The sequence below is a fragment of the Mucilaginibacter gossypiicola genome, assembly GCF_900110105.1.
GTDB lineage: Bacteria > Bacteroidota > Bacteroidia > Sphingobacteriales > Sphingobacteriaceae > Mucilaginibacter > Mucilaginibacter gossypiicola.
In genome coordinates, this window is sequence record NZ_FOCL01000006.1 from 341,276 (window position 1) to 367,946 (window position 26,671).

At 41.3% G+C, this 26,671-nt stretch carries 20 protein-coding genes and 5 tRNA genes; 24 read left to right on the forward strand and 1 reads right to left on the reverse strand.

Features of this window, described 5'->3' with window-relative positions; genetic code table 11:
- Positions 1-115: 115 nt before the first annotated feature.
- Complete coding sequence (locus BMX50_RS21535; RefSeq protein WP_091213520.1) at positions 116-1,870, reverse strand: lysophospholipid acyltransferase family protein; 1,755 nt, start codon at positions 1,868-1,870, stop codon at positions 116-118.
- A gap of 74 nt (positions 1,871-1,944) precedes the next feature.
- Here BMX50_RS21535 and BMX50_RS21540 point away from each other — a divergent pair, with 74 nt between their 5' ends.
- The 24 genes from BMX50_RS21540 (at position 1,945) to rpoC (ending at position 26,614) form a co-directional block, all read left to right on the forward strand.
- Positions 1,945-2,814 (forward strand): ComEA family DNA-binding protein, encoded by an 870-nt coding sequence (locus tag BMX50_RS21540; protein WP_091213524.1) that lies wholly within the window; start codon positions 1,945-1,947, stop codon positions 2,812-2,814.
- Positions 2,811-3,338, forward strand: a complete 528-nt coding sequence (locus BMX50_RS21545) for an adenine phosphoribosyltransferase (RefSeq protein ID WP_091213527.1) — start codon at positions 2,811-2,813, stop codon at positions 3,336-3,338. Before BMX50_RS21540 ends, BMX50_RS21545 begins: the two co-directional genes overlap by 4 nt.
- Before the next feature lie 177 nt (positions 3,339-3,515).
- A complete protein-coding gene (locus BMX50_RS21550; RefSeq protein WP_143065239.1) occupies positions 3,516-3,806 on the forward strand; it encodes a hypothetical protein in 291 nt (96 codons plus the stop codon).
- Between the two features lie 204 nt (positions 3,807-4,010).
- A complete protein-coding gene (locus BMX50_RS21555) occupies positions 4,011-5,192 on the forward strand; it encodes an acyl-CoA dehydrogenase family protein (protein ID WP_394332323.1) in 1,182 nt (393 codons plus the stop codon).
- Positions 5,193-5,763: 571 nt separating this feature from the next.
- Positions 5,764-8,952 carry a SusC/RagA family TonB-linked outer membrane protein gene (locus BMX50_RS21560; protein WP_091213537.1) on the forward strand — a complete coding sequence of 1,063 codons (3,189 nt, stop codon included), beginning with the start codon at positions 5,764-5,766 and terminating at the stop codon, positions 8,950-8,952.
- Positions 8,953-8,971: 19 nt separating this feature from the next.
- Entirely contained in the window at positions 8,972-10,459 is a 1,488-nt protein-coding gene (locus tag BMX50_RS21565) for a SusD/RagB family nutrient-binding outer membrane lipoprotein (RefSeq protein WP_091213542.1), read from the forward strand.
- Between the two features lie 236 nt (positions 10,460-10,695).
- Complete coding sequence (locus BMX50_RS21570; RefSeq protein WP_143065240.1) at positions 10,696-11,049, forward strand: hypothetical protein; 354 nt, start codon at positions 10,696-10,698, stop codon at positions 11,047-11,049.
- A gap of 185 nt (positions 11,050-11,234) precedes the next feature.
- Positions 11,235-11,426 carry a 30S ribosomal protein S21 gene (rpsU, locus tag BMX50_RS21575; protein ID WP_090528691.1) on the forward strand — a complete coding sequence of 64 codons (192 nt, stop codon included), beginning with the start codon at positions 11,235-11,237 and terminating at the stop codon, positions 11,424-11,426.
- Positions 11,427-11,518: 92 nt separating this feature from the next.
- Positions 11,519-12,430 (forward strand): tyrosine-type recombinase/integrase, encoded by a 912-nt coding sequence (locus BMX50_RS21580; RefSeq protein WP_091213548.1) that lies wholly within the window; start codon positions 11,519-11,521, stop codon positions 12,428-12,430.
- Positions 12,431-12,442: 12 nt separating this feature from the next.
- Complete coding sequence (gene hpf, locus BMX50_RS21585) at positions 12,443-12,790, forward strand: ribosome hibernation-promoting factor, HPF/YfiA family (protein WP_091213553.1); 348 nt, start codon at positions 12,443-12,445, stop codon at positions 12,788-12,790.
- A gap of 241 nt (positions 12,791-13,031) precedes the next feature.
- Positions 13,032-13,104: transfer RNA gene (locus tag BMX50_RS21590), tRNA-Thr, on the forward strand.
- Positions 13,105-13,170: 66 nt separating this feature from the next.
- Positions 13,171-13,251 (forward strand) — tRNA-Tyr (locus BMX50_RS21595).
- A 130-nt stretch (positions 13,252-13,381) separates the two neighbouring features.
- Positions 13,382-13,454 (forward strand) — tRNA-Gly (locus BMX50_RS21600).
- Positions 13,455-13,580: 126 nt separating this feature from the next.
- A tRNA-Thr gene (locus tag BMX50_RS21605) sits at positions 13,581-13,652 on the forward strand.
- 57 nt (positions 13,653-13,709) lie between these two features.
- Positions 13,710-14,897, forward strand: a complete 1,188-nt coding sequence (gene tuf, locus BMX50_RS21610; protein ID WP_090528682.1) for an elongation factor Tu — start codon at positions 13,710-13,712, stop codon at positions 14,895-14,897.
- 83 nt (positions 14,898-14,980) lie between these two features.
- Positions 14,981-15,051 (forward strand) — tRNA-Trp (locus BMX50_RS21615).
- Between the two features lie 18 nt (positions 15,052-15,069).
- Positions 15,070-15,264: a preprotein translocase subunit SecE gene (gene secE / locus BMX50_RS21620; protein ID WP_090529653.1), complete on the forward strand. Its 195-nt coding sequence runs from the start codon at positions 15,070-15,072 to the stop codon at positions 15,262-15,264.
- 17 nt (positions 15,265-15,281) lie between these two features.
- On the forward strand, positions 15,282-15,824 hold the full coding sequence (gene nusG, locus BMX50_RS21625; RefSeq protein WP_091166597.1) for a transcription termination/antitermination protein NusG: 543 nt from the start codon (positions 15,282-15,284) through the stop codon (positions 15,822-15,824).
- Between the two features lie 199 nt (positions 15,825-16,023).
- Positions 16,024-16,464, forward strand: coding sequence for a 50S ribosomal protein L11 (gene rplK, locus BMX50_RS21630; protein WP_090528676.1), 441 nt, complete (start codon positions 16,024-16,026; stop codon positions 16,462-16,464).
- A 28-nt stretch (positions 16,465-16,492) separates the two neighbouring features.
- Positions 16,493-17,191, forward strand: a complete 699-nt coding sequence (gene rplA, locus BMX50_RS21635) for a 50S ribosomal protein L1 (RefSeq protein ID WP_091213558.1) — start codon at positions 16,493-16,495, stop codon at positions 17,189-17,191.
- Positions 17,192-17,193: 2 nt separating this feature from the next.
- Positions 17,194-17,712, forward strand: a complete 519-nt coding sequence (gene rplJ, locus BMX50_RS21640; RefSeq protein WP_090528670.1) for a 50S ribosomal protein L10 — start codon at positions 17,194-17,196, stop codon at positions 17,710-17,712.
- A gap of 64 nt (positions 17,713-17,776) precedes the next feature.
- Positions 17,777-18,160 (forward strand): 50S ribosomal protein L7/L12, encoded by a 384-nt coding sequence (gene rplL, locus BMX50_RS21645; protein WP_022833154.1) that lies wholly within the window; start codon positions 17,777-17,779, stop codon positions 18,158-18,160.
- A gap of 250 nt (positions 18,161-18,410) precedes the next feature.
- A complete protein-coding gene (gene rpoB / locus BMX50_RS21650) occupies positions 18,411-22,214 on the forward strand; it encodes a DNA-directed RNA polymerase subunit beta (RefSeq protein WP_091213563.1) in 3,804 nt (1,267 codons plus the stop codon).
- Between the two features lie 110 nt (positions 22,215-22,324).
- Positions 22,325-26,614: a DNA-directed RNA polymerase subunit beta' gene (rpoC, locus tag BMX50_RS21655; RefSeq protein ID WP_091213568.1), complete on the forward strand. Its 4,290-nt coding sequence runs from the start codon at positions 22,325-22,327 to the stop codon at positions 26,612-26,614.
- The last annotated feature ends 57 nt before the right edge of the window (positions 26,615-26,671 follow it).

Below are 26,671 nucleotides of genomic sequence, written 5' to 3' on the forward strand. Positions count from 1 at the left end.
ATTGCAATTTGTTAACATTGCTTAACATTTAATAACCGGTGTTAATATTGTTGCACAAAAAATGCCGCCTCAAAATATGAAACGGCATTGATAAGTTTAACGGTAAATAGAGTTGTTATAAATTTTTCCCCAGCTTATCCAATATATCCTGTGGTACCTTTTCAAGGTCGAGTACCAGGAAGCCGTCCAAACAATCTGCAAATTTAGGATCGATGTTGAAACTGATGATCTTTGCATTCAGGGCAATATATTGACGTAGTAATACCGGAACTTTCATATTACGGGTTTCTACTTCTGATATCAGGTTATCAAGGCCTTTAAAACTATCTTCGCCGGCCATAAGCAGGTCGGTATCAATTTTGGCAAAATCAACCTTGAATTTCTTGCGTGGTTTAACATATTGCGCCATTTCATGGTCGAAATGGTTACGGTTGATATAATCGACAATAAGCGATTTAGAAAATTTGGAGAACGAATTGCTGATGCTTACCGGGCCTATCAGATAACGATAGCGTGGGTTATCAATCAGGAATTTTAGAATGCCTTTCCATAACAGGAATAACGGCAGCGGTTTTGTCTGATATTCCTTACGGATCCATGAACGGCCCAGTTCCAGACTTCTTCGTAATACAGGTATAAACTGGGTTTTAAGCTTAAACAGCTCATTTACATAAAACCCTTTTTTGCCTACGCTGTAAAATATCTCGTCGCCCAAACCTATCCGATAAGCTCCGACTATGCGTTTGGCTTCAAAGTCCCAAATGAATAGATGATGATAATAAATATCGTACTCATCAAGGTCGATAGCTTTATTTGTCCCTTCGCCAACCTCACGGAAGGTGATTTCACGCAGCCTGCCTATTTCCCGTATCACATTGGGAATAGTTGATGTTGGAACGATGAACACCTCGTAATTTTTCTCGGTCCAAACTTTATAGGTTTCGCGTAGTGGTTCTATCTCCTTTTCAAGAATGGCACTATCTATTTCCGGCGTAACTTCTTCTGCTTCACGTTTAATCTTAAACAGGTTACGCGGACTGAATATTTTCTTCTCTTCTTCCAAACCTGTGCCTAAAGCATAGGTACGGGCGCGTAAAAAGTTAAGCAGCTTGGTGGTATTGGTATACTCCGGAATTTCGGTTACGTTAATAGGCTTGCCTATGCGCAGCTTAATAGTATGCCCATGTTTGTTAAATAACTCTGATGGCAACTTAGCGGTACGCAGGGTAGGGTGCAATAAGCTGAGGAGGTTAAACAGCAAGCCGTTGTTGCCATGAAAATAAATGGGCACTACCGGTACTTTTGCCTTGGCTATTATTTTGCCTACAACGGGGTGCCACATACGGTCGGTTACCTGTTTTTGTTCTACTTTAAAGGTTGATACTTCGCCGGCCGGGAAAATTCCTATCGGGGTACCCTGATTCAATAGCTCGAGCGTGTTTTTTAAACCACTTATGCTTGATGAATGTTCAACGTTTTCAAAAGGGTTTACCGCAACAAAATAGTCGGCAAGGTTAGGGATTTTTTTTAGCAGGAAGTTCGCCATCAGCTTTGAATCGGGGCGGGCCATGCACAGGATTTTTAGCAAAACCATACCCTCAATACCTCCGTACGGATGATTGGCTATGGCTATAAATGCGCCATCTTTAGGGATATTGCGCAATTCGCGCTCATCAAATTCAATATCAATTCCGCAACCTTCTAATATAGCATCAACAAACTCAGGGCCTTGTTTGGGTTGTGCCTGGGCAAACAGATCGTTAACCTGGTTTATCTTCATTAACTCCATCAATAAAGCGGCCAGGCCCGGCATTTTCAACTTATCCAGTTTGGTGGCTTTGGCAAACTCTTCGGTGGTTATAACTTTCATTGTTTATAAGCAGTATGTTTTAACAAATAAATATCCTAAATTTTTATTTAATTTAACGCCGGTAACGTATATAAATGAGGCCGCAAATTAAAAACTACCTGTCTGTCACGAAAAAAGAGTGGAACGGAATGGTAGTGTTGATTATTTTAATAGCGATGGTTTTGTCGGCCCCTTATGTGTACCAGGCAAGCCACAAAGATAATACAATAAATTTTAAGGCTTTTGATAAAGCGACAGCCAAAACCGATAAAACAGATAGCATTATAGCTGATGAGAGTGCTTCTGCTGTTGGTCATAATACAGGGGCTGCTGTTCTCTTTAAATTTAATCCCAACAATCTACCACTGGCCGATTGGGTAAAACTTGGCCTTACCGAACATCAGGCCCTGGTTATTAAACATTATGAAGAAAAAGGCGGACAGTTTTTTACCAAAGGCGATGTGAAAAAAATGTACAGCATTGGCCCGGCCGAATACAAACGCATTGAACCTTATATTAACCTGCCCGACGGGCCGGCCTATTATAATAATAAAGTTAAAGCTGGTGAAGTGGTTGAAGTTAACACCGCCGATTCGGCCAGGCTTACGATGATCCACGGGATTGGCCCGGCATTTGCCCGTCGTATTGTTCGTTATCGCGAACGGGTTGGTGGCTTTTACAATAAAGAGCAGTTAAAAGAGGTTTATGGTATTGACGAAGAAAAGTATAACCAGATCAGGGCTGATATTGCTGTTGATGGTAAGCATATTATTAAAGTTAATATTAACGTGGCCACATTTGCCGAGCTTAAGCGCTTTCCTTATCTGAGCTATAAACAAATGGATGCTATTATTGCTTACCGTGATGAGCATGGTAATTACAATACCTTGACCGATCTGAAAAATATAGCCATACTTAATGACGGAATTTTGCGTAAAATTGGGCCTTATTTAGTTTTCAAATGATAGCCCAGCAAATAAAAGCAGCCATAAGGGACATTCCCGATTTTCCGAAACCAGGAATTATTTTTAAAGATATTACCCCGATACTTAAAGATCCCGAACTGTGCGAAAACATTGTTGAGGCTTTTGTTGAGCAGCTGAAAGGAGTCCGTATTGATGTTGTAGCAGGAATTGAAAGCAGAGGCTTCCTGTTCGGGCTTACACTGGCTACCAAATTAGGTGTCCCATTTATACCGGTGCGCAAGGCTGGTAAGCTGCCATTCACTATAAAACAAAAAGCGTACAAGCTGGAATACGGTACCGCGACTATTGAATTGCACACCGATGCCTTTGAACCCGGTCAGCATATATTATTACATGACGATTTGCTGGCAACCGGCGGTACAGTGACGGCAGCCAGCGAGCTTATTAAGGAAATGGGTGGCGTAGTTGCCGGCTTTTCATTTGTGGTTGGGCTTGGCTTTTTGAATGGCCGGGAGCGTATAACACCTATCTGCGATAAGCTGGTAGTACTGGCCGATTATTAATCATTGTCTTTTTATTACTGAAAATGCCAGCGTTAGGGATGGAAGCGGATACCGGCCAATGTGCCTAATGCCTGTGCAGAGCGTACAGCCCGGGCCGGAGGTAACGCCGTGAGTAATAAACAGGGCCAATTAAAAAATAAATTTCAAGCTTTTTTGACCCTTCTTATCATAACTGTCTTGATAATAGGTGGGTTATGGTGGTTAGTTGCTGTGAGCGATAGGAACAGGGCTGCAAATTTAAAGGAGATCAATAGCCACCCGGCATATAGTAAGGGTGTTATTACCCAAATTTTTTACTACAAAGGTCATTCGTTACGCGTAAAATATACGATAGATAATGTGACGTACGAACATATTGGTGGCTGGGACAAAAATCTTAACCATCTTGGTAAAGGCGATTCGGTTAGGTTTAGGTATTCGATAAATAAGCCTGAATTGATCATAACAGAGATGGAAAGCGAATATTGATTGTCTCTGAACTATCAGAAAGGTACCTTCACTTTAATTTCCTGAAAAATATTTTCTTCAAATTTTTTCCTCTCCAAAATCCCCCTATTTCAACTAAACCTATAATTCATACCAGATACTAAATCGTTCTTGATTTGCAGGCTTTTACGGGCAAACCAATCTCATTTTTTATACGTTATTTTGTTGTAACCAATTATAAAATGTATGGATGCTATGTTAACTGATACCCAGCCAACCGGTGGGTATGATTTTGCTATGAACGAAAATCAGCAAATGGTTGGCCAAATGGCTAAGGATTTTGCCGAACGTTATATTAAGCCTCATGTAATGGAGTGGGACGAGGCCCAACACTTCCCTATTGATTTATTTAAACAACTGGGTGAGCTTGGCATGATGGGGGTTTTTGTACCCGAACAATATGGCGGCTCGGGTTTTGGCTATTTTGAATATGTAACCGTAATAAGCGAGATAGCTAAAGTTTGTGGCGCTATCGGTTTATCGGTGGCCGCCCATAATTCGCTTTGTACCGGGCATATCCTGGCTTTTGGTAATGAAGAGCAGAAGCTTAAATGGCTGCCTAAATTGGCTACCGCCGAATGGCTTGGTGCCTGGGGACTTACAGAGGCCAATACGGGATCGGATGCGTTGGGAATGAACACTACCGCTGTTTTGGACGGCGATCATTATATAGTTAACGGCTCAAAAAACTGGATAACCCATGGCAAATCGGGCAACGTGGCCGTGGTGATGGTGCGTACGGGTAACAAAGGCGATTCGCACGGGATCTCGGCGCTGGTTATTGAGAAGGGTACGCCGGGATTTACCCATGGCAAAAAAGAAAACAAGCTGGGCATGCGTGCTTCAGAAACCACCGAACTGATTTTTGATAACTGCCGTGTACCTAAGGAAAACCTGTTGGGTGTTGAAGGTGAGGGTTTTAAGCAGGCAATGAAGGTGCTGGATGGCGGCAGGATTTCGATAGCAGCCCTTTCGTTGGGGATAGCTAAAGGTGCTTTTGAAGCAGCAGTAGCATATGCTAAAGAGCGCCGCCAGTTTGGGCAGCCTATCAGCAATTTCCAGGGTATAGCATTTAAGCTGGCCAATATGGCCACAGAAATTGAAGCTGCCGAACTGCTGATTATGCAGGCTGCTGATTTGAAGAATCGTCACCTGCCGGTTACTAAACAATCGGCTATGGCTAAATATTTTGCTTCCGAAGCAGCGGTACGTACGGCCACAGAAGCTGTACAGATCTTCGGTGGTTATGGGTATACTAAGGATTTTCCGGTCGAAAAATTTTATCGGGATGCCAAGCTATGTACAATAGGTGAGGGGACAAGTGAAATTCAGAAAATAGTGATCAGCAGGGAAGTATTAAAAGGATAAATAAATGATCAAAAGGCCTGGCAGAAGATAATTTTACGATCGTCTTCTGTCAGACTTGTGTCATTTAGTATTCGGTTAAAGACCATTTATGGTGGTTTTTATCACGTAAATATATTGTTACATCGATTTTTAAAGCATTAAAACATGATTTTGGTAATGTTTTTTTAAGCTTTTTCATTGAAATAATCTCTTCTTCGGAGCGGCTCGGCGGGCTTTTTTCGTCAAAATTCGCCAGATTTTACGAATCCTGACACCCCGATTTTCTTATCTAACCTATCGTTACAGTTAATTTTATTGCAGTTTGATACACAGAGGCTTATAAAGCAAATTAGGAAAATGCCTCGCGCATTTTCCTAATTTATAATTAACAATATTAACTGACTTATTACCGGCCGGATCTAATCGGCCATGTGGTATTAACGCTGGCAAAGGTAATTTCTTGTTGTTTACTTCCTAAATTATTCTCTATGGTTAAATAAATTCCTGTAAAGGAAATATTACATTTTGATGTTCTTTTATTTTAGCCTTCAGTATTAAGTTTGCCGACTTAACTATTAGCTAAATTTTTTCTATGAAAAAACGACTACTACTAATTTTGTGCAGTTTCGTATTTGCTGTAACACAGCTTTTTGCGCAAAATCACACTGTTACCGGTACGGTAACAGCCAAGGAGGACGGTCTTCCTCTGCCGGGTGTATCGGTTAAAATAAAAGGTACAACTACGGGTACCCAAACTACCGTCGACGGTAAATTTTCACTCAGCGTTCCAAACAACGCAGTTTTATCTTTTAGTTTTATCGGCTATGCTACACAGGATGTACCTGTTGGTGCTTCGGCAAACCTGAAAGTGGTTTTGGAAGCTTCGGCTAAAGGCCTTAACGAGGTGATCGTGACCGCATTAGGTATCTCAAGGCAACAAAAATCATTAGGTTATGCCGCGCAACAGGTAAAAGGCGATGATCTTACAGTTACCAAGCAATCTGACCTTAACACTGCCCTTGCCGGTAAAATTGCCGGTGTACAGGTGTTAGGCGGTTCTGGCGCTAAGTTTGGTACATCAACTATCCGTATCCGTGGTGTCAACTCACTTTCGGGTGGTAATCCTATTTATGTTGTAAATGGTGTAGTTACTGACCCGAATGCGGTAAACAATGATGATATTGAATCGCTTTCGGTATTGAAAGGCCCGGCTGCAACTGCCCTTTATGGTCAACGTGCTTCTGAAGGCGCGGTTGTTATTACGCTTAAAAAAGGTTCAAATAAGGGCATTGGTGTATCATTAAATCAATCTACAACTTTCGAAAAAGTTTACCAGTTACCTGAGTATCAAAACGAATATGGTGGCGGTACCAGCACAACATGGAAAACGTATACTTACGATCCGGCCAATGGTTCCCCTGCATCATTTGCCCAATTTAATGGGGTTAAATATTATGATTATGGTGTTGACGAAAGCTGGGGCCCAAAATTTGACGGTACAATGTATGCGCCATGGTATTTTTGGGATCCCTCGAACCCGGATTTTGGTAAGTTAAAACCGTTTGTTGCGCAGCCAAACAACGTGCGCGATTTTTACCGCACCGGTGTTACCTATAACACAAATGCTGCGTTTTCAAAAGCTGGCGATGACTATAATTTCAGGGTTTCGTACACCAACATCGATCGTACCGGTATTACACCAAACAGCGATCAAAAACGTAATAACGTTGGTTTAAATGGTGAACTTAAGTTAACCAAGAAATTAACTGTAAGCGCCAACCTTAACTTTTCGCAAATTAATTCAAATAATGTACCTCAGGAAGGTTATGGTACACAAACTGCCGGTTCGTTTAGCCAGTGGTTTCACAGGGATATTGAAATTGATAAGTTAAAAAACTATCAAAGGGCTGATGGTACCTATACTTCATGGAATATCATAAGCCCGGATAACATTGCCCCGCACTATTGGGATAACCCTTATACCGAGGCTTATGTAAATACCAATAAATCAAACAGTAACCGTGTTTATGGTAACATCACTGCATCTTATCAATTTACCAAAGATTTGTCGTTATCATTAATAGCAAGGGAAGACCTTTTAAATCGCGACGATAACTCGCGTGTGGGGTCAGGTACTATCAACGTTGATTCATACTCGCAAAGCCAGTATACTTACAAAGAAAACAACTACGTAGCCAATCTTGCGTATAGCCATAATTTCAAAGACTTATCGGTAAAAGCCGGTTTATATGCCGAAACCCGCCAGGACAGGTATCTTTATACCAGCGGTAATACCAACGGTGGTTTGGCAACGCCCGATCTTTATATATTAACCAACTCTATTGATGCACCTACCGCATTCAGCTACAATGCGCTGTCACGCGTAAATAGCTACTATGGTTATACATCGTTAGGTTATAAAGATTTCCTTTATTTAGATTTCAACGCACGTAACGATATTTCTTCTACACTACCGGTTAACAATAACTCGTACTGGTATGGCGGTTTATCAGGCTCATTTGTATTTACCGAATTAATGGAGAAAAATGATTGGCTTACCTTCGGTAAATTAAGGTTATCTGCTGCCAAAATAGGTTCAGATACGCAGCCTTACCAGGTTTATACAACTTACAACCTGAGCACTACACCTTATGGTAGTCATCCAATACAAACAGTACCTAACACGCTTACAAATCCAACTTTAAAACCTACGTTGTCAACAGCATACGAGGTTGGTACCGAGCTCCACTTTTTAAAGGATAGGGTGAAGTTTGACTTTAACTACTATACCCGTACAGCCAAAGACCAAATTTTGCCTTTGCCTGTAAACGGTACATCTGGTTATTCAACGGCTATAGTTAATGCCGGCGAAATTAAAAACCATGGTATTGAGTTAAGCCTTGGCGGCACACCGATCAAGAGCAAAGACTTTACCTGGAATGTTGATTTCAACGTTTCATTTAACCGCAATAAAGTAATCTCTATATATCCGGGCATTAATAGCTTACAGGTATCTCCTGATGGTTTGGGTGGATACGGACTTGCTGGCGGCAACCAGACAGCTGGTGCAAAAAGTTTCGGTTTCGTAGGTTCACCAAGCTTTGGTGTTAATGGTGTTGTTGGCAGTTCATATGGCCAAATCATCGGCTCGGGTTTCACTCGCGATGCCAAAGGAAACATTATTGTTGATGAAAGTGGTTTACCTATAGTAAATAATACAGTTAATTTAGGTAGCATGCTGCCAAGCTATACCGGTGGTTTTACCAACTCATTTAATTATAAAAACTTCGTACTTGCTTTTTCTCTTGATTTTCAAAAGGGAGGTAAATTTGTTTCTGTTACCCAACAAAACCTTAACGGATCTGGTCTTGGTATAGCAACAGTAGGCCTCAATGCAAAAGGTAATCCAAAACGTGATGCTGTATCAGCCGGTGGTGGTACCTTGTTCCCTGGTGTTCATGAGGATGGTACGCCAAATACTACTTATGTAAGTACCCGTTTGTTATATGAATCTGCTTTGAGCCAGATCTGGGAAAACTACACCTTTGACGCAACATACGTTAAGTTACGCGAGGTTAGTTTAGGTTATTCCTTCCCTAAAAAGATGCTGGGCAGGCTGCCGTTCCAATCAGCTTACTTTGGTATCACAACTCAAAATCCGTGGATGATTTACTCTAAACTAAAAGGCGTAGACCCATCACAGTTACAAACATCCTTTTACGAAGGCGGCCAGTTGCCAAACACCCGCAATATTGGCTTTAACCTGAAGGTAACGTTCTAACAACAAGCTCTTACAAATCATGAAAAAATCATATATAAAATATATAGCAGGGGCATTTATCCTTATCGCATCATCATGTAAAACCGGTGGCGATATAAATGTTAACCCCAACCAATCGCCTAATGCTCAAACTGGTTTCATGTTAACCGGAGCAATACAGTTTTTAGGCGGTGTAAACGGTGCCGGTGCTACAACAAACATTAACTCGTTTGCAGGCGAATTGTATTCGCAATACATGTCGGAAACCTTTTATACCAATGAATCTTTGTTTTCATTGAAGCAATACGATTATCAAACTTATTATACAGGGCCTCTGCAGGATTTGAAAACCATTATCGATGTAAATAGTGATCCGGCTAAGAAAAATCTGGCGGCGGTAACAAGGTTTGGAACCAATAATGACCAAATAGCTTCTGCTCGTATTCTTACAGCTTTTATTTATTTAACCATAACCGATAGGTGGGGGGATATTCCTTATACACAGGCGTTAAAAAGCTCGGCTAATTTTTCGCCTGCTTTTGATGCGCAAAAGGATATATACACCGCATTAATGAAAGAACTTGACGAAGCGCAAGCGCAGTTAGGTACTACCAATTCATTAACCGGCGATATATTATTTAATGGTGATAACCTGCGTTGGAAACATTGGGCTAATTCATTGCACGCTATTATGGCCTTAAGGCTATCAAAAGTTGACGCAGCAACCGGTAAAGCCGAATTTGCAAAAGCTGTTGCAGGCGGGCTGATGACATCAAATGATGATAATGCCGTGTACAAGTACAGCACTGCACAAACTAATGAAAATCCTTACTTTACCAATTATCGTAACCGCTATGATTATGCGGTAAGCTCATTACTGGTAAATACCCTGAAAGGTTTTAATGACCCAAGGCTTGCCGTTTATGCGGCACCTACCGCGGCAGGTACTTATGTTGGCCTGCCCTACGGCACCAATGGCGATGCTTTAGGCGATTATAATGCCGGTACTACCGATGCACCGGGCAATATTTCGCTGATAGGTAATGCACTGTCTAAAGCAGATGCGCCGTCCGTATGGACATCGTATGCACAGATATTGTTTACACAGGCCGAAGCTGCACACCTTAACTGGATATCCGGTGGTGATGGCGCAGCAGCCGATTTTTATAATAAAGGTGTAACTGCCTCTTTAGAACAAAACGGGATTAGCACAGGTGATGCTACAACTTACCTTGGTCAGGCATCTGTTAAGTTTAATGTGAGCACAGCTTTAAGCCAGATCCTGACACAAAAGTGGATTGCTAACTTCCTTGGTGACGGATGGGAATCTTGGGCCGACTATCGCCGTACAGGTTTACCTGTATTGCTTGATCCTGTACCTGATGCTCTGAGCCCGGGCGGAAAAATCCCGCGCAGGCAACAGTACCCTCAAACCGAGCACGACCTTAACCTAACCAATTACAATGCTGTAATTGCCCGTCAGGGTGCTGATGCACTTAATACAAGGGTATATTGGGATAAACAATAATTATTGAACCCAAAGTATATTTAAAACAACAAAGGCTGCCATTGGCGGCCTTTGTTGTTTATAAGGGCTATAAAAGCATGTCGCCATTCATGACGGAATAAAGCAGATCTTTGTTGATATACGCGGGTTAACGCTTAGGCGGGAAACAAATAATGTTATATGGACTAATGAAATTATTGTGAGATAATAAGTGTGCTTAATGGGGATAAAATTGTTACTTTGATAAGATGCAGAAAATGGATAAAATAATTATTTATTGCATTTTTGGTTCCGTGCCGATGTGCCTTGTATTATTTGTTACTTATAACTTGACATTTGGGCCATCTACCAGGCAAGTTATTATTCAAAATGACTCCTTGGAAATGGTTAGCGGTGTTGTAGATACAGTATACAACGATGCTCTCAATCATAATATACGAACCGCTATTTTAACAGATAAAACAAGGTATCAAATTATACCCGAATGGGAAAATAAAATTGAAGAGGGGGATTCATTATATAAAGCGAAAGGGTCTTTTTTATTAGAGATATATAAAAGGGAAGGTAAGAAAATAGTTCTTGATTACAGGTCAACTATTCCTTCTCAATAAAAGTTGGGTATTTAAGGAAAAGTATATCGTCCTTGCTCCAACTAATTAAATTGCTATAACCGTTGATGAAATCCTTTTCTGATCAGCGTAATTCTTAAAATCAAAAATAATTCCTGCTCTCTCTTTGATATTCAAAACATTGTGATTATCTTTGCCCTCCCTTGAAAGGAGGTATTTTAGGAATTATGATCATTATTAACGTAAAAGACGGCGAATCATTAGATAAAGCATTGAAACGCTTCAAAAAGAAATTCGAAAAAACAGGTGTTTTAAGAGAACTACGTAGTCGTCAGGCTTTCGAAAAAAAATCTGTAACCCGTCGTCATGTTGTTAAACATGCTATCTACAAACAGACTTTGAATCAGGAAACTGTTTAATTCTTTTTTGTTGAAAGAATTTTTTCAGATTTCTTAACACTATATTAAAACTATTTGTACATTCATCATCCCGGATGTATAAATAGTTTTTTATGTTTTTAGCGCGTTTTATCCAGTACATCAAGTATGAAAAGCGGTATTCAGCCCACACTGTTTCCGCTTATCAGTCTGATTTGGATCAATTCATGCGCTTTTTAAACAATCCCGGCGGTGCAGATCCCGCGCCGGAGCCGGTTATTACCCATCCATCGCAGGTAAGCTATCATGACATCCGTAACTGGATGGTTGAGCTTATTGATCAAAAACTTACCGGCCGTTCGGTTAACCGCAAAATGGCCACGCTGCGCAAATACTTTAAATTTTTATTGCAGGAAGGTATTGTTGAAACTAATCCGGTATCCAGGGTACGGTCGCAAAAAGTTGCTAAAACGTTGCCTGTGGTAGTTGAAGATACTCGCCTCACAAAAATGTTAGATAGTGATGACATTTTTACAAACGATTTCCCGGGCCTGCGCGATAAACTTGTTATCGAACTTTTGTTTGGTACCGGTATACGCCTTGCCGAACTGTTAGGTATTAAAGAACAGGATATTAGCTTTGAAGGCGGGGTAGTAAAGGTATTGGGTAAACGCAACAAGGAGCGTATCATCCCTATTAATAATGAGCTTAAGAGCCTGCTGCCCGAGTATTTGGGGTTAAAGAAAAATCAAAATTTCGATAACAATTCCTTTACATTAATCGTTACAAATAAAGGAGCTGATGCTTATCCTAAATTGATTTATTTAATAGTGCAGAAATACCTCTCCAACATATCAACCCAAAATAAACGGAGCCCCCATGTGCTCAGGCATACGTTTGCAACTACGATGTTAAATAATGGTGCCGATTTAAATTCAATTAAAGAACTTTTGGGTCACGCTAACCTCAGCGCAACCCAAATTTACACACATAATTCAGTTGAACGACTAAAATCTATTTATAAACTCGCCCATCCAAAGGCTTAAAAAGGAGGAAACATGAAAATTACAGTGCAGTCAATTCATTTCACCGCAGACAGGAAACTTTTAGATTTTATTCAGAAGAAGGCAGATAAGCTCGATACGTTTTATGACCATATTATTAGCGGTGAAGTTTACTTAAAGCTTGAAAATGTGGAAGATGAATGTAATAAGATAACGGAGATCAAATTATTGCTACCAGGAAACCAGATCTTCGCGAAAGAGAAATGTAAGAGTTTTGAGGAAGCTACCGACCTGGCAGTTGAGAGCCTGAGGAAGCAAATTGAGAAGCATAAACAAAAGAAAGCCATTGCTGATGCTACGGCCAAAAAAGCTGTTTTAACGGCAGCAGAGGACGGTTTTTAGTGATATAGAGGGGCTTACATTGAGCCAAAATCGGCGGGTTTTTAGCCTGCCGATTTTTTTTTATAAAAAATTTTGACGTGGTGTTATTTTTTGTAGATTTGCAGTCCCTTTCGGGGAGGTATTTAACGCCTCAAAAAAAAGTTAAAATAGTTCTTTAAAATATCAAAAAGCTTATTACTTTTGCGCTCCGTTATCGAAAGCAACACAACGTTTAGATAATGTAAAGGCAAAATAAATATAAGCCTCCTTAGCTCAGCTGGTAGAGCAACTGACTTGTAATCAGTAGGTCATTGGTTCGATCCCGATAGGAGGCTCAGTTTTTTTCGGAAAGACAATGTTTAGCTTCAATTTTGGACATTGTTAATCCGGGATAAACTACTGGGGGGATACCAGAGCGGTCAAATGGGACGGACTGTAAATCCGTTGCTTCGGCTACGAAGGTTCGAATCCTTCTCCCCCCACATATTGAGTAGGCAGTTTATAGTTCGCAGTTAGCATTAAGTTAACGGGATTGTAAACTGCTGACTTGATTAAAGAGGTTTGAGGAATGAGTTTTCAGTAATTGAAAACAACAAACCAAAAGCTTAACAAGCGGAAGTAGCTCAGTTGGTAGAGCGATAGCCTTCCAAGCTATAGGTCGCGAGTTCGAACCTCGTCTTCCGCTCGGTAATATCGGATTTCGAATTTTCGATTTCGGATTTGAACTAAGCAAAATGAGATGCCGGGCGGGTAAGTAGAAGGAGGAAAGAAAATCCGAAATCTAATTTCCGAAATCCGAAATCAAAAATAAGCCGACGTAGCTCAGGGGTAGAGCACTTCCTTGGTAAGGAAGAGGTCATGGGTTCAAATCCCATTGTTGGCTCAGTGTTATAAAAACATACATTAAAGTTAAATTAACCTACAAAATAATTTATAGATCATGGCAAAAGAAAAGTTTGACCGCAGTAAACCGCACTTAAACATCGGTACAATCGGTCACGTTGACCACGGTAAAACAACCCTTACCGCAGCTATCACTAAAGTTTTGGCTGATGCAGGTTTATCAGAAGCTCGTTCATTTGATTCAATTGACTCAGCTCCTGAAGAAAAAGAACGTGGTATTACCATCAACACTGCCCACGTTGAATATTCAACAGCTAACCGTCACTATGCACACGTTGACTGTCCAGGTCACGCGGATTACGTGAAAAACATGGTTACTGGTGCTGCTCAAATGGACGGTGCAATCATTGTAGTTGCTGCAACTGATGGTCCGATGCCACAAACTCGTGAGCACATCCTATTAGCTCGTCAGGTAGGTGTACCTGCACTTGTTGTTTTCATGAACAAAGTTGACATGGTTGATGATCCGGAATTATTAGAGTTAGTAGAAATGGAAGTTCGTGAATTATTATCATTCTACGAATTCCCAGGTGATGATATTCCAGTTATCCAGGGTTCTGCATTAGGTGGTCTTAACGGCGATCCTACCTGGGTTGGCAAAATTATGGAATTGATGGACGCTGTTGATAGCTACATCCCAATTCCTCCACGTTTGACAGATCTTCCTTTCTTGATGCCTGTTGAAGACGTGTTCTCAATCACTGGTCGTGGTACTGTTGCTACTGGTCGTATTGAGCGTGGTGTAATCAACTCTGGTGAGCCAGTTGATATCTTGGGTATGGGTGCTGAGAACTTAAAATCAACCGTAACTGGTGTTGAGATGTTCCGCAAAATCCTTGACCGTGGTGAAGCTGGTGACAACGTAGGTTTATTGTTACGTGGTATTGAGAAAACTGATATCCGTCGTGGTATGGTTATCTGTAAACCAGGTTCAGTAACTCCTCACACCGATTTCAAAGCAGAAGTTTACGTATTATCAAAAGCAGAAGGTGGCCGTCACACTCCATTCTTCAACAAATACCGTCCGCAATTCTATTTCCGTACTACTGACGTTACTGGTGAGATTTCATTAGAACCAGGTGTAGAAATGGTTATGCCAGGTGATAACGTTACAATCACAGTGAAACTGATCAACGCTATCGCAATGGAAAAAGGCTTACGTTTCGCTATCCGTGAAGGTGGTCGTACCGTAGGTGCTGGTCAGGTAACTGAAATCTTGAAATAATCATATTTCAATAAAAAGGTTAATTTGAAAACATAAGTTTAGCCTTCAACGGCAAACTTATGTTTTCTTATTATAAAATACACACGGGAATAGTTCAACGGTAGAATAGAGGTCTCCAAAACCTTTGATCAGGGTTCGAATCCTTGTTCCCGTGCTTAAGCACAATATAAAAATGGCAGGCGTAGCTGAATATATTAAGGAGTCATACATCGAGTTAACCGAAAAGGTTACCTGGCCTACATGGCGTGAGCTGCAAAGCAGCGCTGTTTTGGTATTGGTTGCCGCTATAATTATTGCGCTGGTTATCTTAGGTATGGACCAGATCATTAATTATTTGCTTAAACTGTTTTATACATCACTAACATAATATCAGGGGAGAAGGAGATGAGTGATCAATTGAAATGGTATGTAGTTAGGGCTATTAGTGGTAAAGAAAAAAAAGTTAAACAATACATAGATGCCGAAATTAGCCGTTTGGGCATTAGTCATTTGGTACCACAGGTATTAATACCTACTGAAAAGTATTATCAGATGCGCGACGGAAAGAAGATCGCTAAAGAGCGTAACTACTTTCCGGGCTATGTGCTTATGGAAGCTGTTTTAGATGGCGAAACCGAGCACATCATTAAAAATATTAACAGCGTTATAGGTTTCCTTGGTGATAAAGCCGGAAATGCTATCCCGCTTCGCCAATCAGAAGTTAACCGTATTTTAGGTAAGGTTGATGAGATGAGTGCCCAGGGCGAAACCATGAACGTGCCTTACTATGTTGGCGAGGCGGTTAAAGTTATGGACGGGCCTTTCAACGGTTTCAGTGGCGTTATTGAAGAGGTTAACGAAGAGAAAAAGAAACTGAAAGTAATGGTAAAGATATTCGGCCGCCGTACGCCGCTTGAATTGAATTACATGCAGGTAGAAAAAGAATAGTTTGGTGAATGGTGAGTGGTTGATTAAGTGATTAGTTAACTGCCGGCATTAATCCAAACATTAATAAAATATAATAGAGTATTGAAATGTGTAAATGAGGTAACTTCTCACCACTCACAAAATCAACCACTCACTAAAACCTTAAATGTTACTTAGCTTCCACTTACTAACATTGAGTTTATAATTAAAGTAAATTAAAATGGCAAAAGAGATCGGTGCAATGGTTAAGCTGCAAGTTAAAGGCGGCGCCGCAAACCCATCACCACCAATTGGCCCAGCATTGGGTGCAAAAGGTGTGAACATCATGGAGTTTTGCAAACAATTTAATGCACGTACCCAGGACAAAGCTGGAAAAGTATTGCCTGTTTTGATTACTGTTTATGTTGACAAATCATTCGAATTTATCATCAAAACCCCTCCCGTTGCTATCCAGTTATTGGAAGCTACCGGTTTAAAGAGTGGTTCTGCTGAGCCTAACCGTAAAAAAGTTGCCAGTGTTAACTGGGAGCAGGTTGAGACTATAGCAAAAGATAAAATGGTTGACTTGAACGCGTTCACAGTTGAATCGGCCATGAAAATGGTGGCAGGTACTGCCCGCAGCATGGGAATTACCGTATCAGGTACAGCTCCCTGGAATTAATTAATTTATACAAATCAGTTTAAAGACAGTGGCAAGATTAACAAAAAATCAAAAAGTGGCACTCTCCAAAATTGAGGCAAACAAATCGTACACATTAGAAGCTGCATCAGCTTTGGTAAAGGAATTAACCCTTACTAAATTTGATTCATCAGTTGATATAGACGTTCGTTTAGGTGTTGATCCACGTAAAGCCAATCAAATGGTACGTGGTATTGCAACATTACCTCATGGAACCGGTAAAACTGTACGTGTATTAGTTCTTTGTACTCCTGATAAGGAGCAAGAAGCTAAAGACGCAGGTGCAGATTACGTAGGTTTGGATGATTATATTGCCAAGATTGAAGGCGGATGGACTGATGTTGATATTATCATTACTATGCCAAGTGTTATGGCGAAGGTAGGTCGTTTAGGTCGTATTTTAGGCCCACGTAACCTTATGCCAAACCCTAAATCAGGTACAGTTACCCCAGAAGTTGGTAAAGCTGTAACTGAGGTAAAAGGTGGTAAAATCGATTTCAAGGTTGACAAAACCGGTATCATCCATACCTCAATAGGAAAAGCATCTTTCTCTGCAGATAAAATTTATGAGAATGCATTAGAAGTATTGCAAACAATCTCTAAATTAAAACCTTCTGCAGCAAAAGGAACATATTTCAAGAGCATTCATATCTCTTCAACTATGTCGCCAGGAATTACAGTTGAAACTAAATCAGTAGCGGGGATCTAATCATGAATAAAGAAGAAAAATACGACCTTGTTGTAGCCCTTACTGAGCAAATCAAAGAGTATGGTAATTTTTATATCACTGATACCTCTGATTTAACTGTAGCTAAGATCAATAATATCCGCCGTAAATGTTTCGAAAACGACATTACAATGCAGGTAACCAAAAATAGCTTGATTAAAAAAGCTATGGAAGCTGCAGGCGGTGATTTCAGCCCTATATATGATGTATTAAAAGGTTCATCATCAATCCTTTTCTCAAAATCAGCAACTGCACCAGCAAAGTTGATTAAACAATTGAGAAAAACTGGCGAAAAACCAATTTTAAAAGCAGCTTATATCGATTCGGCAGTATTTATCGGTGATAACCAGTTAGATACTTTAACCAAGCTGAAATCAAAAGAACAACTGATCGGCGAGATAGTTGGCTTACTTCAATCACCTGCCAAAAACGTTCTTTCGGCTCTTCAGTCAGGCGGAACTACAATTGCAGGCCTTGTAAAAACATTACAGGAAAGAGGTTAACGAACACCTCATTAAAGTTCGATAATAACAAACAAAAAGCATTAAAAGTAAAAATTTAAATAAAATGGCGGATTTAAAAGCGTTTGCTGAACAGTTGGTAAACTTAACAGTAAAAGAAGTAAACGAATTAGCTCAAATATTAAAAGACGAGTATGGTATTGAGCCTGCTGCTGCTGCTGTAGCAGTTGCTGCTCCTGCTGCTGACGGTGGCGACGCTGCTCCAGCTGCTGCTGAGCAAACTGCATTTGACGTTATCCTGAAAGAAGCAGGTGGCGCTAAATTAGCAGTTGTTAAATTAGTAAAAGACTTAACTGGCCTTGGTTTGAAAGAAGCTAAAGATCTTGTTGACGGTGCACCAAAAGAACTTAAAACTGGTGTAACTAAAGAAGAAGCTGAATCTTTGAAAAAACAATTAGAAGAAGCCGGAGCAGTAGTTGAGGTTAAGTAATTTAACCTACTGAAATATAGCATCAAGACTCCGACCATAACGGTCGGGGTCTATTGCTGTTTATAAAGGTTTGGAGTGCAGATATCCGATAGGAGATGGTAGATATGAGATTTAAGATATGAGATTTTTGCCGCTTGCGTTAGCGGTATCTGTCTGAATCGTATTTCTGTTCTCAAGTCCAATGCTCATGTCTCAAAATCCTAAATCTCACATCTATCAAAGTTTATTAATAAACTAAAATTTAAATACCTTGGCAAACAATAATAATCAAAGAGTAAACTTTGCAACCAGCAGAAAGGTACTTGATTACCCTGATTTTCTGGATGTTCAGTTACAATCTTTCCAGGAATTTTTTCAATTGGAAACCACTTCCGACAACCGTTACAAAGAAGGGCTGTTTAAAGTGTTTGCCGAAAACTTTCCTATTTCAGATTCAAGAAACATCTTTGTCCTGGAGTTTCTTGACTACTTTATTGATCCGCCACGTTATGATATACAAGAGTGTATTGAACGCGGATTAACTTACAGCGTACCATTAAAAGCCAAGCTTCGCCTGTCATGTAATGATGAAGAGCACGAAGATTTTGAAACAATTGTACAGGACGTGTACCTGGGTACCATCCCTTACATGACTCCAAAAGGTACATTTGTTATTAATGGTGCCGAGCGTGTAATTGTATCACAGTTACACCGTTCGCCAGGTGTGTTCTTTGGTCAGAGCCGCCACACTAACGGTACAAAATTATACTCGGCCCGTGTTATCCCTTTCAAAGGTTCATGGATTGAGTTTGCTACAGACGTTAACAACGTGATGTATGCATACATTGACCGTAAAAAGAAATTCCCGGTTACTACGTTACTTCGTGCCATTGGTTATGACTCTGATAAAGATATCCTGGAGTTATTTGAACTGGCCGACGAGGTTAAAGTAAGCAAATCAGGCCTTAAGAAATATATTGGCCGTAAGCTTGCTGCAAGGGTGCTTAAAACATGGATCGAAGACTTTGTGGATGAAGATACCGGTGAGGTAGTTTCTATCCCTCGTAATGAGATCATCCTTGAGCGTGAAACCTTACTGGAAGACGACCATATTGATATGATCATCGACTCTGGTGTTAAAACCATCATCCTTAACAAGGAAGATGCTTCAACCAGCGGTGATTACACTATTATATACAATACCTTACAGAAAGATACTTCCAACTCTGAGAAGGAAGCGGTTGAGCACATCTACCGCCAGTTACGTAACGCTGAACCACCTGATGAAGAAACAGCACGTGGTATCATCGATCGTTTATTCTTTTCAGATAAAAGATATGACCTGGGCGATGTGGGCCGCTACCGCATCAACCGTAAATTAAAACTGAGCACTTCGGAAGAAACTAAAGTTTTAACCAAGCAGGATATCATCGCGATTGTTAAATATCTGATCAAATTAATCAACTCAAAAGCCGAGGTGGATGATATCGATCACTTATCAAACCGTCGTGTACGTACCGTTGGTGAGCAGCTTTATGCTCAATTCGGCGTAGGTTTAGCACGTATGGCGCGTACCATCCGTGAGCGTATGAACATTCGTGACAACGAGGTGTTCACACCAACCGATCTGATCAACGCGCGTACATTATCATCTGTGATCAACTCATTCTTCGGAACAAACCAGTTATCACAGTTCATGGACCAAACCAATCCACTGGCAGAGATCACGCACAAGCGTCGTCTGTCAGCCTTAGGCCCCGGCGGTCTGTCGCGTGAGCGTGCAGGTTTCGAGGTTCGTGACGTTCACTACACCCACTACGGTAGGTTGTGTACTATCGAAACTCCCGAAGGTCCGAACATTGGTTTGATTTCATCACTTTGTGTACACGCCAAAATTAACAACTTAGGCTTTATCGAAACTCCGTACAAACGTGTAGTTGAAGGTAAAGTTATGGTTGACGAGCCGGTTATCTATTTATCTGCTGAGGATGAAGACGGTAAAACAATTGGCCAGGCAAACGCGGTTTATGATGACAAAGGTGAGTTTGAATTGCCACGTGTAAAAGCACGTTTCGAGGGTGACTTCCCGGTTATCGAGCCAGAGCGTCTGGATTTGATGGACATTGCTCCAAACCAGATCACTTCAATTGCTGCTTCGCTGATTCCGTTCTTAGAGCATGATGACGCTAACCGTGCATTGATGGGTTCAAACATGCAACGTCAGGCCGTACCATTGTTGCGCCCTGAAGCGCCGATTGTTGGTACCGGTTTGGAAGGCCGTGTGGCAAAAGACTCTCGTACCCTGATCAACGCCGAAGGCGATGGTGTGGTTGAGTATGTTGATGCTAACGAAATCCGTATTAAATATGACCGTAACGAACTTGATCGTTTGATCTCGTTTGAAGGAGATAGCAAAAGCTACCGCTTAACCAAGTTTAAGAAAACCAACCAAAGCACCACCATGAACCTTAAGCCTATTGTTAAAAAAGGCCAGAGGGTTGAAAAAGGTGAAGTACTTTGCGAAGGTTACGCTACCCAAAATGGCGAGCTTGCATTAGGCCGTAACCTTAAAGTAGCATTCATGCCTTGGCAGGGATATAACTTTGAGGATGCGATCGTGATCTCTGAACGTGTTGTTTCACAAGATATCTTTACTTCGATCCACGTTGAAGAGTTTGAACTTGAAGTTCGTGATACAAAACGTGGTGAAGAAGAGTTAACACCAGATATCCCTAACGTATCAGAAGAAGCTACTAAAGACCTTGACGAAGACGGTATCATCCGTGTTGGTGCCGAGGTTAAAGAAGGCGACATCCTGATTGGTAAGATCACTCCTAAAGGTGAATCAGACCCATCACCGGAAGAAAAACTGTTACGTGCGATCTTCGGTGATAAAGCAGGCGACGTTAAAGATGCTTCATTGAAAACCCCGCCGTCAATTGCCGGTGTAGTTATCGATACCAAATTATTCTCCCGTGCTAAAAAGACTTCAAAAGCTGAAGAAAAAGCACAGTTGGAAAAATTGGACAACAAGCATGATAAAGCTGTAAAAGATCTGAAAAATACCTTGATCGACAAGTTATTTGAGATCGTTAACGGTAAAACTTCGCAAGGCGTTTATAACGTTTACAAAGAGTTACAGGTTCCTAAAGGTGTTAAATTCACCCAGAAGATATTAGTTGAGCTTAATTACGATAATATTAACCCAACTAAATGGACTACTGATGACGATAAAAACGATCAGATCAAGATCCTTCTTCATAACTTCAACATTAAGTACAATGAAGAGCTGGGTGCTTACCGTCGTGATAAATTTGCTATCAGTGTGGGTGATGAGCTTCCATCAGGTATCGTACAAATGGCTAAAGTTTACATCGCTAAAAAGCGTAAGCTTAAAGTAGGTGATAAAATGGCTGGTCGTCACGGTAACAAAGGTATTGTTGCACGTATTGTACGTGATGAAGACATGCCTTTCCTTGAAGACGGAACACCGGTTGATATCGTGTTGAACCCGCTGGGTGTACCTTCACGTATGAACCTGGGCCAGATTTACGAAACCGTATTAGGCTGGGCTGGTAAAGAGCTTGGTGTTAAATTCGCTACTCCTATCTTCGACGGTGCAAGCCATGAAGAAGTGGAAGAGTGGATTAAGAAAGCCAACTTGCCGGAATCAGGCCGTACTTACTTATACAATGGTTTAACAGGTGATCGTTTTGATCAGCAAACTACTGTAGGTATTATCTACATGCTGAAATTGGGTCACATGGTTGATGATAAGATGCACGCCCGTTCAATCGGACCGTACTCATTGATCACTCAACAACCATTAGGTGGTAAAGCACAATTCGGTGGTCAGCGTTTTGGTGAGATGGAGGTTTGGGCACTGGAAGCATTTGGTGCATCAAACATATTGCAGGAGATATTAACCGTTAAATCGGATGATGTTATCGGCCGTGCCAAAACATATGAGGCTATTGTTAAAGGTGAAAACCTGCCAACGCCATCAGTTCCTGAATCATTCAACGTATTGGTTCACGAGTTACGCGGCTTAGGTTTGGATATCACATTAGAATAAGGTTAAAGCTTAAAGGCCAAAGGTAAAAGGTTAGGACAGGTTCCGAAACCTTTTGCCTTTCACCTTTTACCTTTCGCCTAAAAATTACCTTTAAAAAATCAAAGTAGACTATGTCTTACAAAAAGGATAATAAAATCAAAAGTAACTTTACCACCATTACAATCAGTTTAGCCTCTCCCGAGTCTATCCTTGAGCGTTCAAGCGGTGAAGTTTTGAAGCCGGAAACCATTAACTACCGTACCTACAAACCTGAGCGTGACGGTTTGTTTTGCGAGCGTATTTTTGGTCCGGTTAAGGATTATGAGTGCCATTGCGGTAAATACAAACGTATCCGTTACAAAGGTATCGTGTGCGACCGTTGCGGTGTTGAAGTAACCGAAAAGAAAGTACGTCGTGAGCGTATGGGCCACATCAACCTGGTGGTGCCTGTTGCACACATCTGGTACTTCCGCTCATTACCAAACAAAATTGGTTATTTATTGGGCTTGCCTACAAAAAGGCTCGACCTTATTATATACTACGAGCGTTACGTAGTTATCCAGCCAGGTATTAAAGAAGCAGATGGAATCAACAAAATGGATTTCCTTACTGAAGAAGAATACCTTGACGTATTAGATACCCTTCCAAAAGAGAACCAGTACCTTGACGACAAAGATCCTCAGAAATTTGTTGCCAAAATGGGTGCCGAAGCTTTGGAAGAATTATTAAAACGCCTTGACCTTGATGAATTATCATTCAGCCTGCGTCACCAGGCAGCAAACGAAACTTCACAACAACGTAAAAACGAGGCGTTAAAACGCTTACAGGTTGTTGAAGCTTTTCGTGATGCAAAAACCAGGATCGAGAATAACCCTGAATGGATGATTGTTAAGATCGTTCCGGTTATCCCGCCTGAATTGCGTCCGTTAGTACCATTGGAAGGTGGCCGTTTCGCTACTTCAGATTTGAATGACCTTTACCGTCGTGTTATTATCCGCAACAACCGTTTAAAACGTTTGATCGAGATCAAAGCACCAGAGGTGATTTTACGTAACGAAAAACGTATGTTACAGGAAGCTGTGGATTCGTTATTCGATAACTCACGTAAAGTTAACGCGGTAAAAACTGAAGGTAACCGTGCTTTGAAGTCACTTTCAGATATCCTGAAAGGTAAACAAGGCCGTTTCCGTCAAAACTTATTAGGTAAACGTGTGGATTATTCTGCCCGTTCGGTAATTGTTGTAGGTCCTAACCTTAAATTACACGAGTGCGGTTTACCAAAAGATATGGCTGCCGAATTGTTTAAACCATTTATCATCCGCAAAATGATTGAGCGTGGTGTGGTTAAAACAGTAAAATCTGCCAAAAAGATTGTTGACCGTAAAGACCCATTAGTTTGGGACATTTTGGAAAACGTATTGAAGGGACACCCTGTATTGCTAAACCGTGCGCCTACGCTGCACAGGTTGGGTATCCAGTCGTTCCAGCCAAAACTGGTTGAAGGTAAAGCGATCCAATTGCACCCATTAACCTGTACAGCATTCAACGCGGATTTTGACGGTGACCAGATGGCCGTTCACGTACCACTTGGTAACGCGGCAATTTTGGAAGCCCAAATCCTGATGCTTGCTTCGCACAACATCCTTAACCCTGCTAACGGTACGCCTATTACTGTACCATCTCAGGACATGGTACTTGGTTTGTACTACATAACCAAAGGCCGTAAAACTGATGAAACACGTGTGGTTAAAGGACAAGGCTTAACTTTTTACTCTGCAGAAGAAGTAATTATCGCTTATAATGAGAAAAAGCTTGACCTGCATGCGTTTATTAAAGTTAAAGCTTCGGTTAAAGAACGCGATGGCAAAATCGTAAATAAAATTATTGATACTACAGTAGGCCGCGTGTTGTTTAACCAGCATGTACCAACCGAGGTAGGTTATATCAATGAGCTGCTTACCAAAAAATCACTTCGTGATATCATTGGTGAAGTAGTAAAAATCACCGGTATGGCACGTGCCGCCCAGTTCCTTGATGATATTAAGGAGTTAGGCTTTAAAATGGCATTCCAGGGTGGTTTATCATTTAACCTTAAGGATATCAATATCCCTGCAGAAAAAGTAACCCTGATTGATACAGCTTCTAAGCAAGTTGATGAGGTAATGAACAACTATAACATGGGTTTCATTACTAACAACGAGCGTTACAACCAGATCATCGATATCTGGACACGTATCAACAACCGCTTAACTGCTAACGTGATGGACATCCTGAGCAACGATAACCAGGGCTTCAACTCTGTTTATATGATGCTTGACTCAGGTGCCCGTGGTTCTAAAGAGCAGATCCGTCAGCTTGCAGGGATGCGTGGTTTGATGGCTAAGCCTCAGAAATCAGGTTCAGGTGGTGAGATCATTGAAAACCCGATCCTTTCAAACTTTAAAGAAGGTTTGTCGGTATTGGAGTACTTCATCTCAACCCACGGTGCTCGTAAAGGTTTGGCGGATACGGCGTTAAAAACAGCGGATGCTGGTTACTTAACACGTAGGTTGCATGACGTTGCCCAGGATATGATTGTTGGTGAGGTTGACTGCGGTACTTTAAGAGGTATCTACACAACTGCACTGAAAGATAACGAAGATATTGTTGAGCCATTATATGACCGTATCTTAGGTCGTACTACGCTTCATGATGTTCATGACCCTATCACTAACGAACTGTTAGCAGTAGCCGGTCAGGACATTACCGAAGAGGTTGCCAAAAAGATCGAGAACTCTCCGTTAGAAGGTATCGAGATTCGTTCGGTATTAACTTGCGAAAGCAAACGTGGTGTATGTGCATTGTGCTACGGCCGTAACCTTGCAAGCGGTAAACGTGTGCAAAAAGGCGAGGCTGTTGGTGTAATTGCCGCACAGTCAATCGGTGAGCCGGGTACACAGTTAACACTTCGTACATTCCACGTGGGTGGTACCGCGTCAAACATTGCTGCTGAATCTCAGATCAACGCTAAGTTTGATGGTATCATCGAGTTTGAGAACGTACGTACTGTAACTTATGAAACTGCTGAAGATGGCGCTGTTGATGTGGTATTAGGCCGTTCTGGCGAGTTCCGCATTATCGAAGCCGGAAGTAATAAAGTAATTGTTACCAACAACATTCCATACGGTTCATACCTGTATGTAAAAGATGGCAGCAAGATCACCAAAGGCGACCGTATCTGTTCATGGGATCCGTACAACGCGGTTATTATCTCTGAGTTTGCAGGTATTGCCCAGTTTGATGCAGTATTGGAAGGTATCACTTTCCGTGAAGAATCAGACGAGCAAACAGGTCACCGCGAAAAAGTGATCATAGATACCAGGGATAAATCTAAAAACCCTGCTATCCAGATTGCCGACAATAAAGGTAATATCATTAAAGGATACAACATCCCGGTAGGCGCACACATCGCTGTTGATGAAGGCGACAGGTTACAAACCGGCCAGGTTATCGCTAAAATTCCTCGTTCAACCGGTAAAACGCGAGATATTACAGGTGGTTTACCACGTGTAACCGAGTTATTTGAAGCACGTAATCCTTCAAACCCTGCCGTAGTAACAGAGATTGATGGTGTGGTAACCTTAGGTGGTGTTAAACGTGGTAACCGCGAGATCACTATCGAGTCAAAAGATGGCCAGGTTAAAAAATACCTTGTACCACTTTCAAAACACATCCTTGTACAGGATAATGACTTTATTAAGGCTGGTATGCCATTATCAGATGGTTCAATATCTCCGGCAGACATTTTGGCTATCAAAGGCCCTGCTGCCGTACAGGAATATCTTGTTAACGGTATCCAGGAAGTTTACCGCTTACAGGGTGTGAAAATCAACGATAAGCACTTTGAGGTTATTGTTCACCAGATGATGCAGAAAGTATCTATCGAAGACGCGGGCGATACCCGTTTCTTAGAGCGCGAGGCTGTTGACGGATGGGATTTCATGACCGAGAATGATGAGATCTATGACAAGAAAGTTGTAACTGATCCAGGTGATTCAACTACATTGAAATCAGGTCAGATAGTTTCATTACGCCGCTTACGTGATGAAAACTCGGTATTGAAACGCCGCGACCTTAAACTGGTTGAAGTGCGTGATGCTATCCCGGCAACATCGAGCCCAATACTGCAAGGTATTACAAGGGCGTCGTTGGGTACCAAGTCGTTTATCTCAGCCGCATCGTTCCAGGAAACTACTAAAGTACTGAATGAAGCAGCTATCGCAGGTAAAAAAGACAACATGCTTGGTTTGAAAGAGAACGTTATCGTAGGTCACTTAATACCTTCGGGTACCGGTTTACGCGAGTACGAAAATATCCGCGTAGGTTCACAGGAAGAGTTTGACCGCCTGATGGCTTCAAAAGCAGAAGAGTTGGAAGCTTAATTCTCAACTGTTTAAATAATTTACTAAGTCCCCCGGTATCCCCGGGGGACTTTTTTT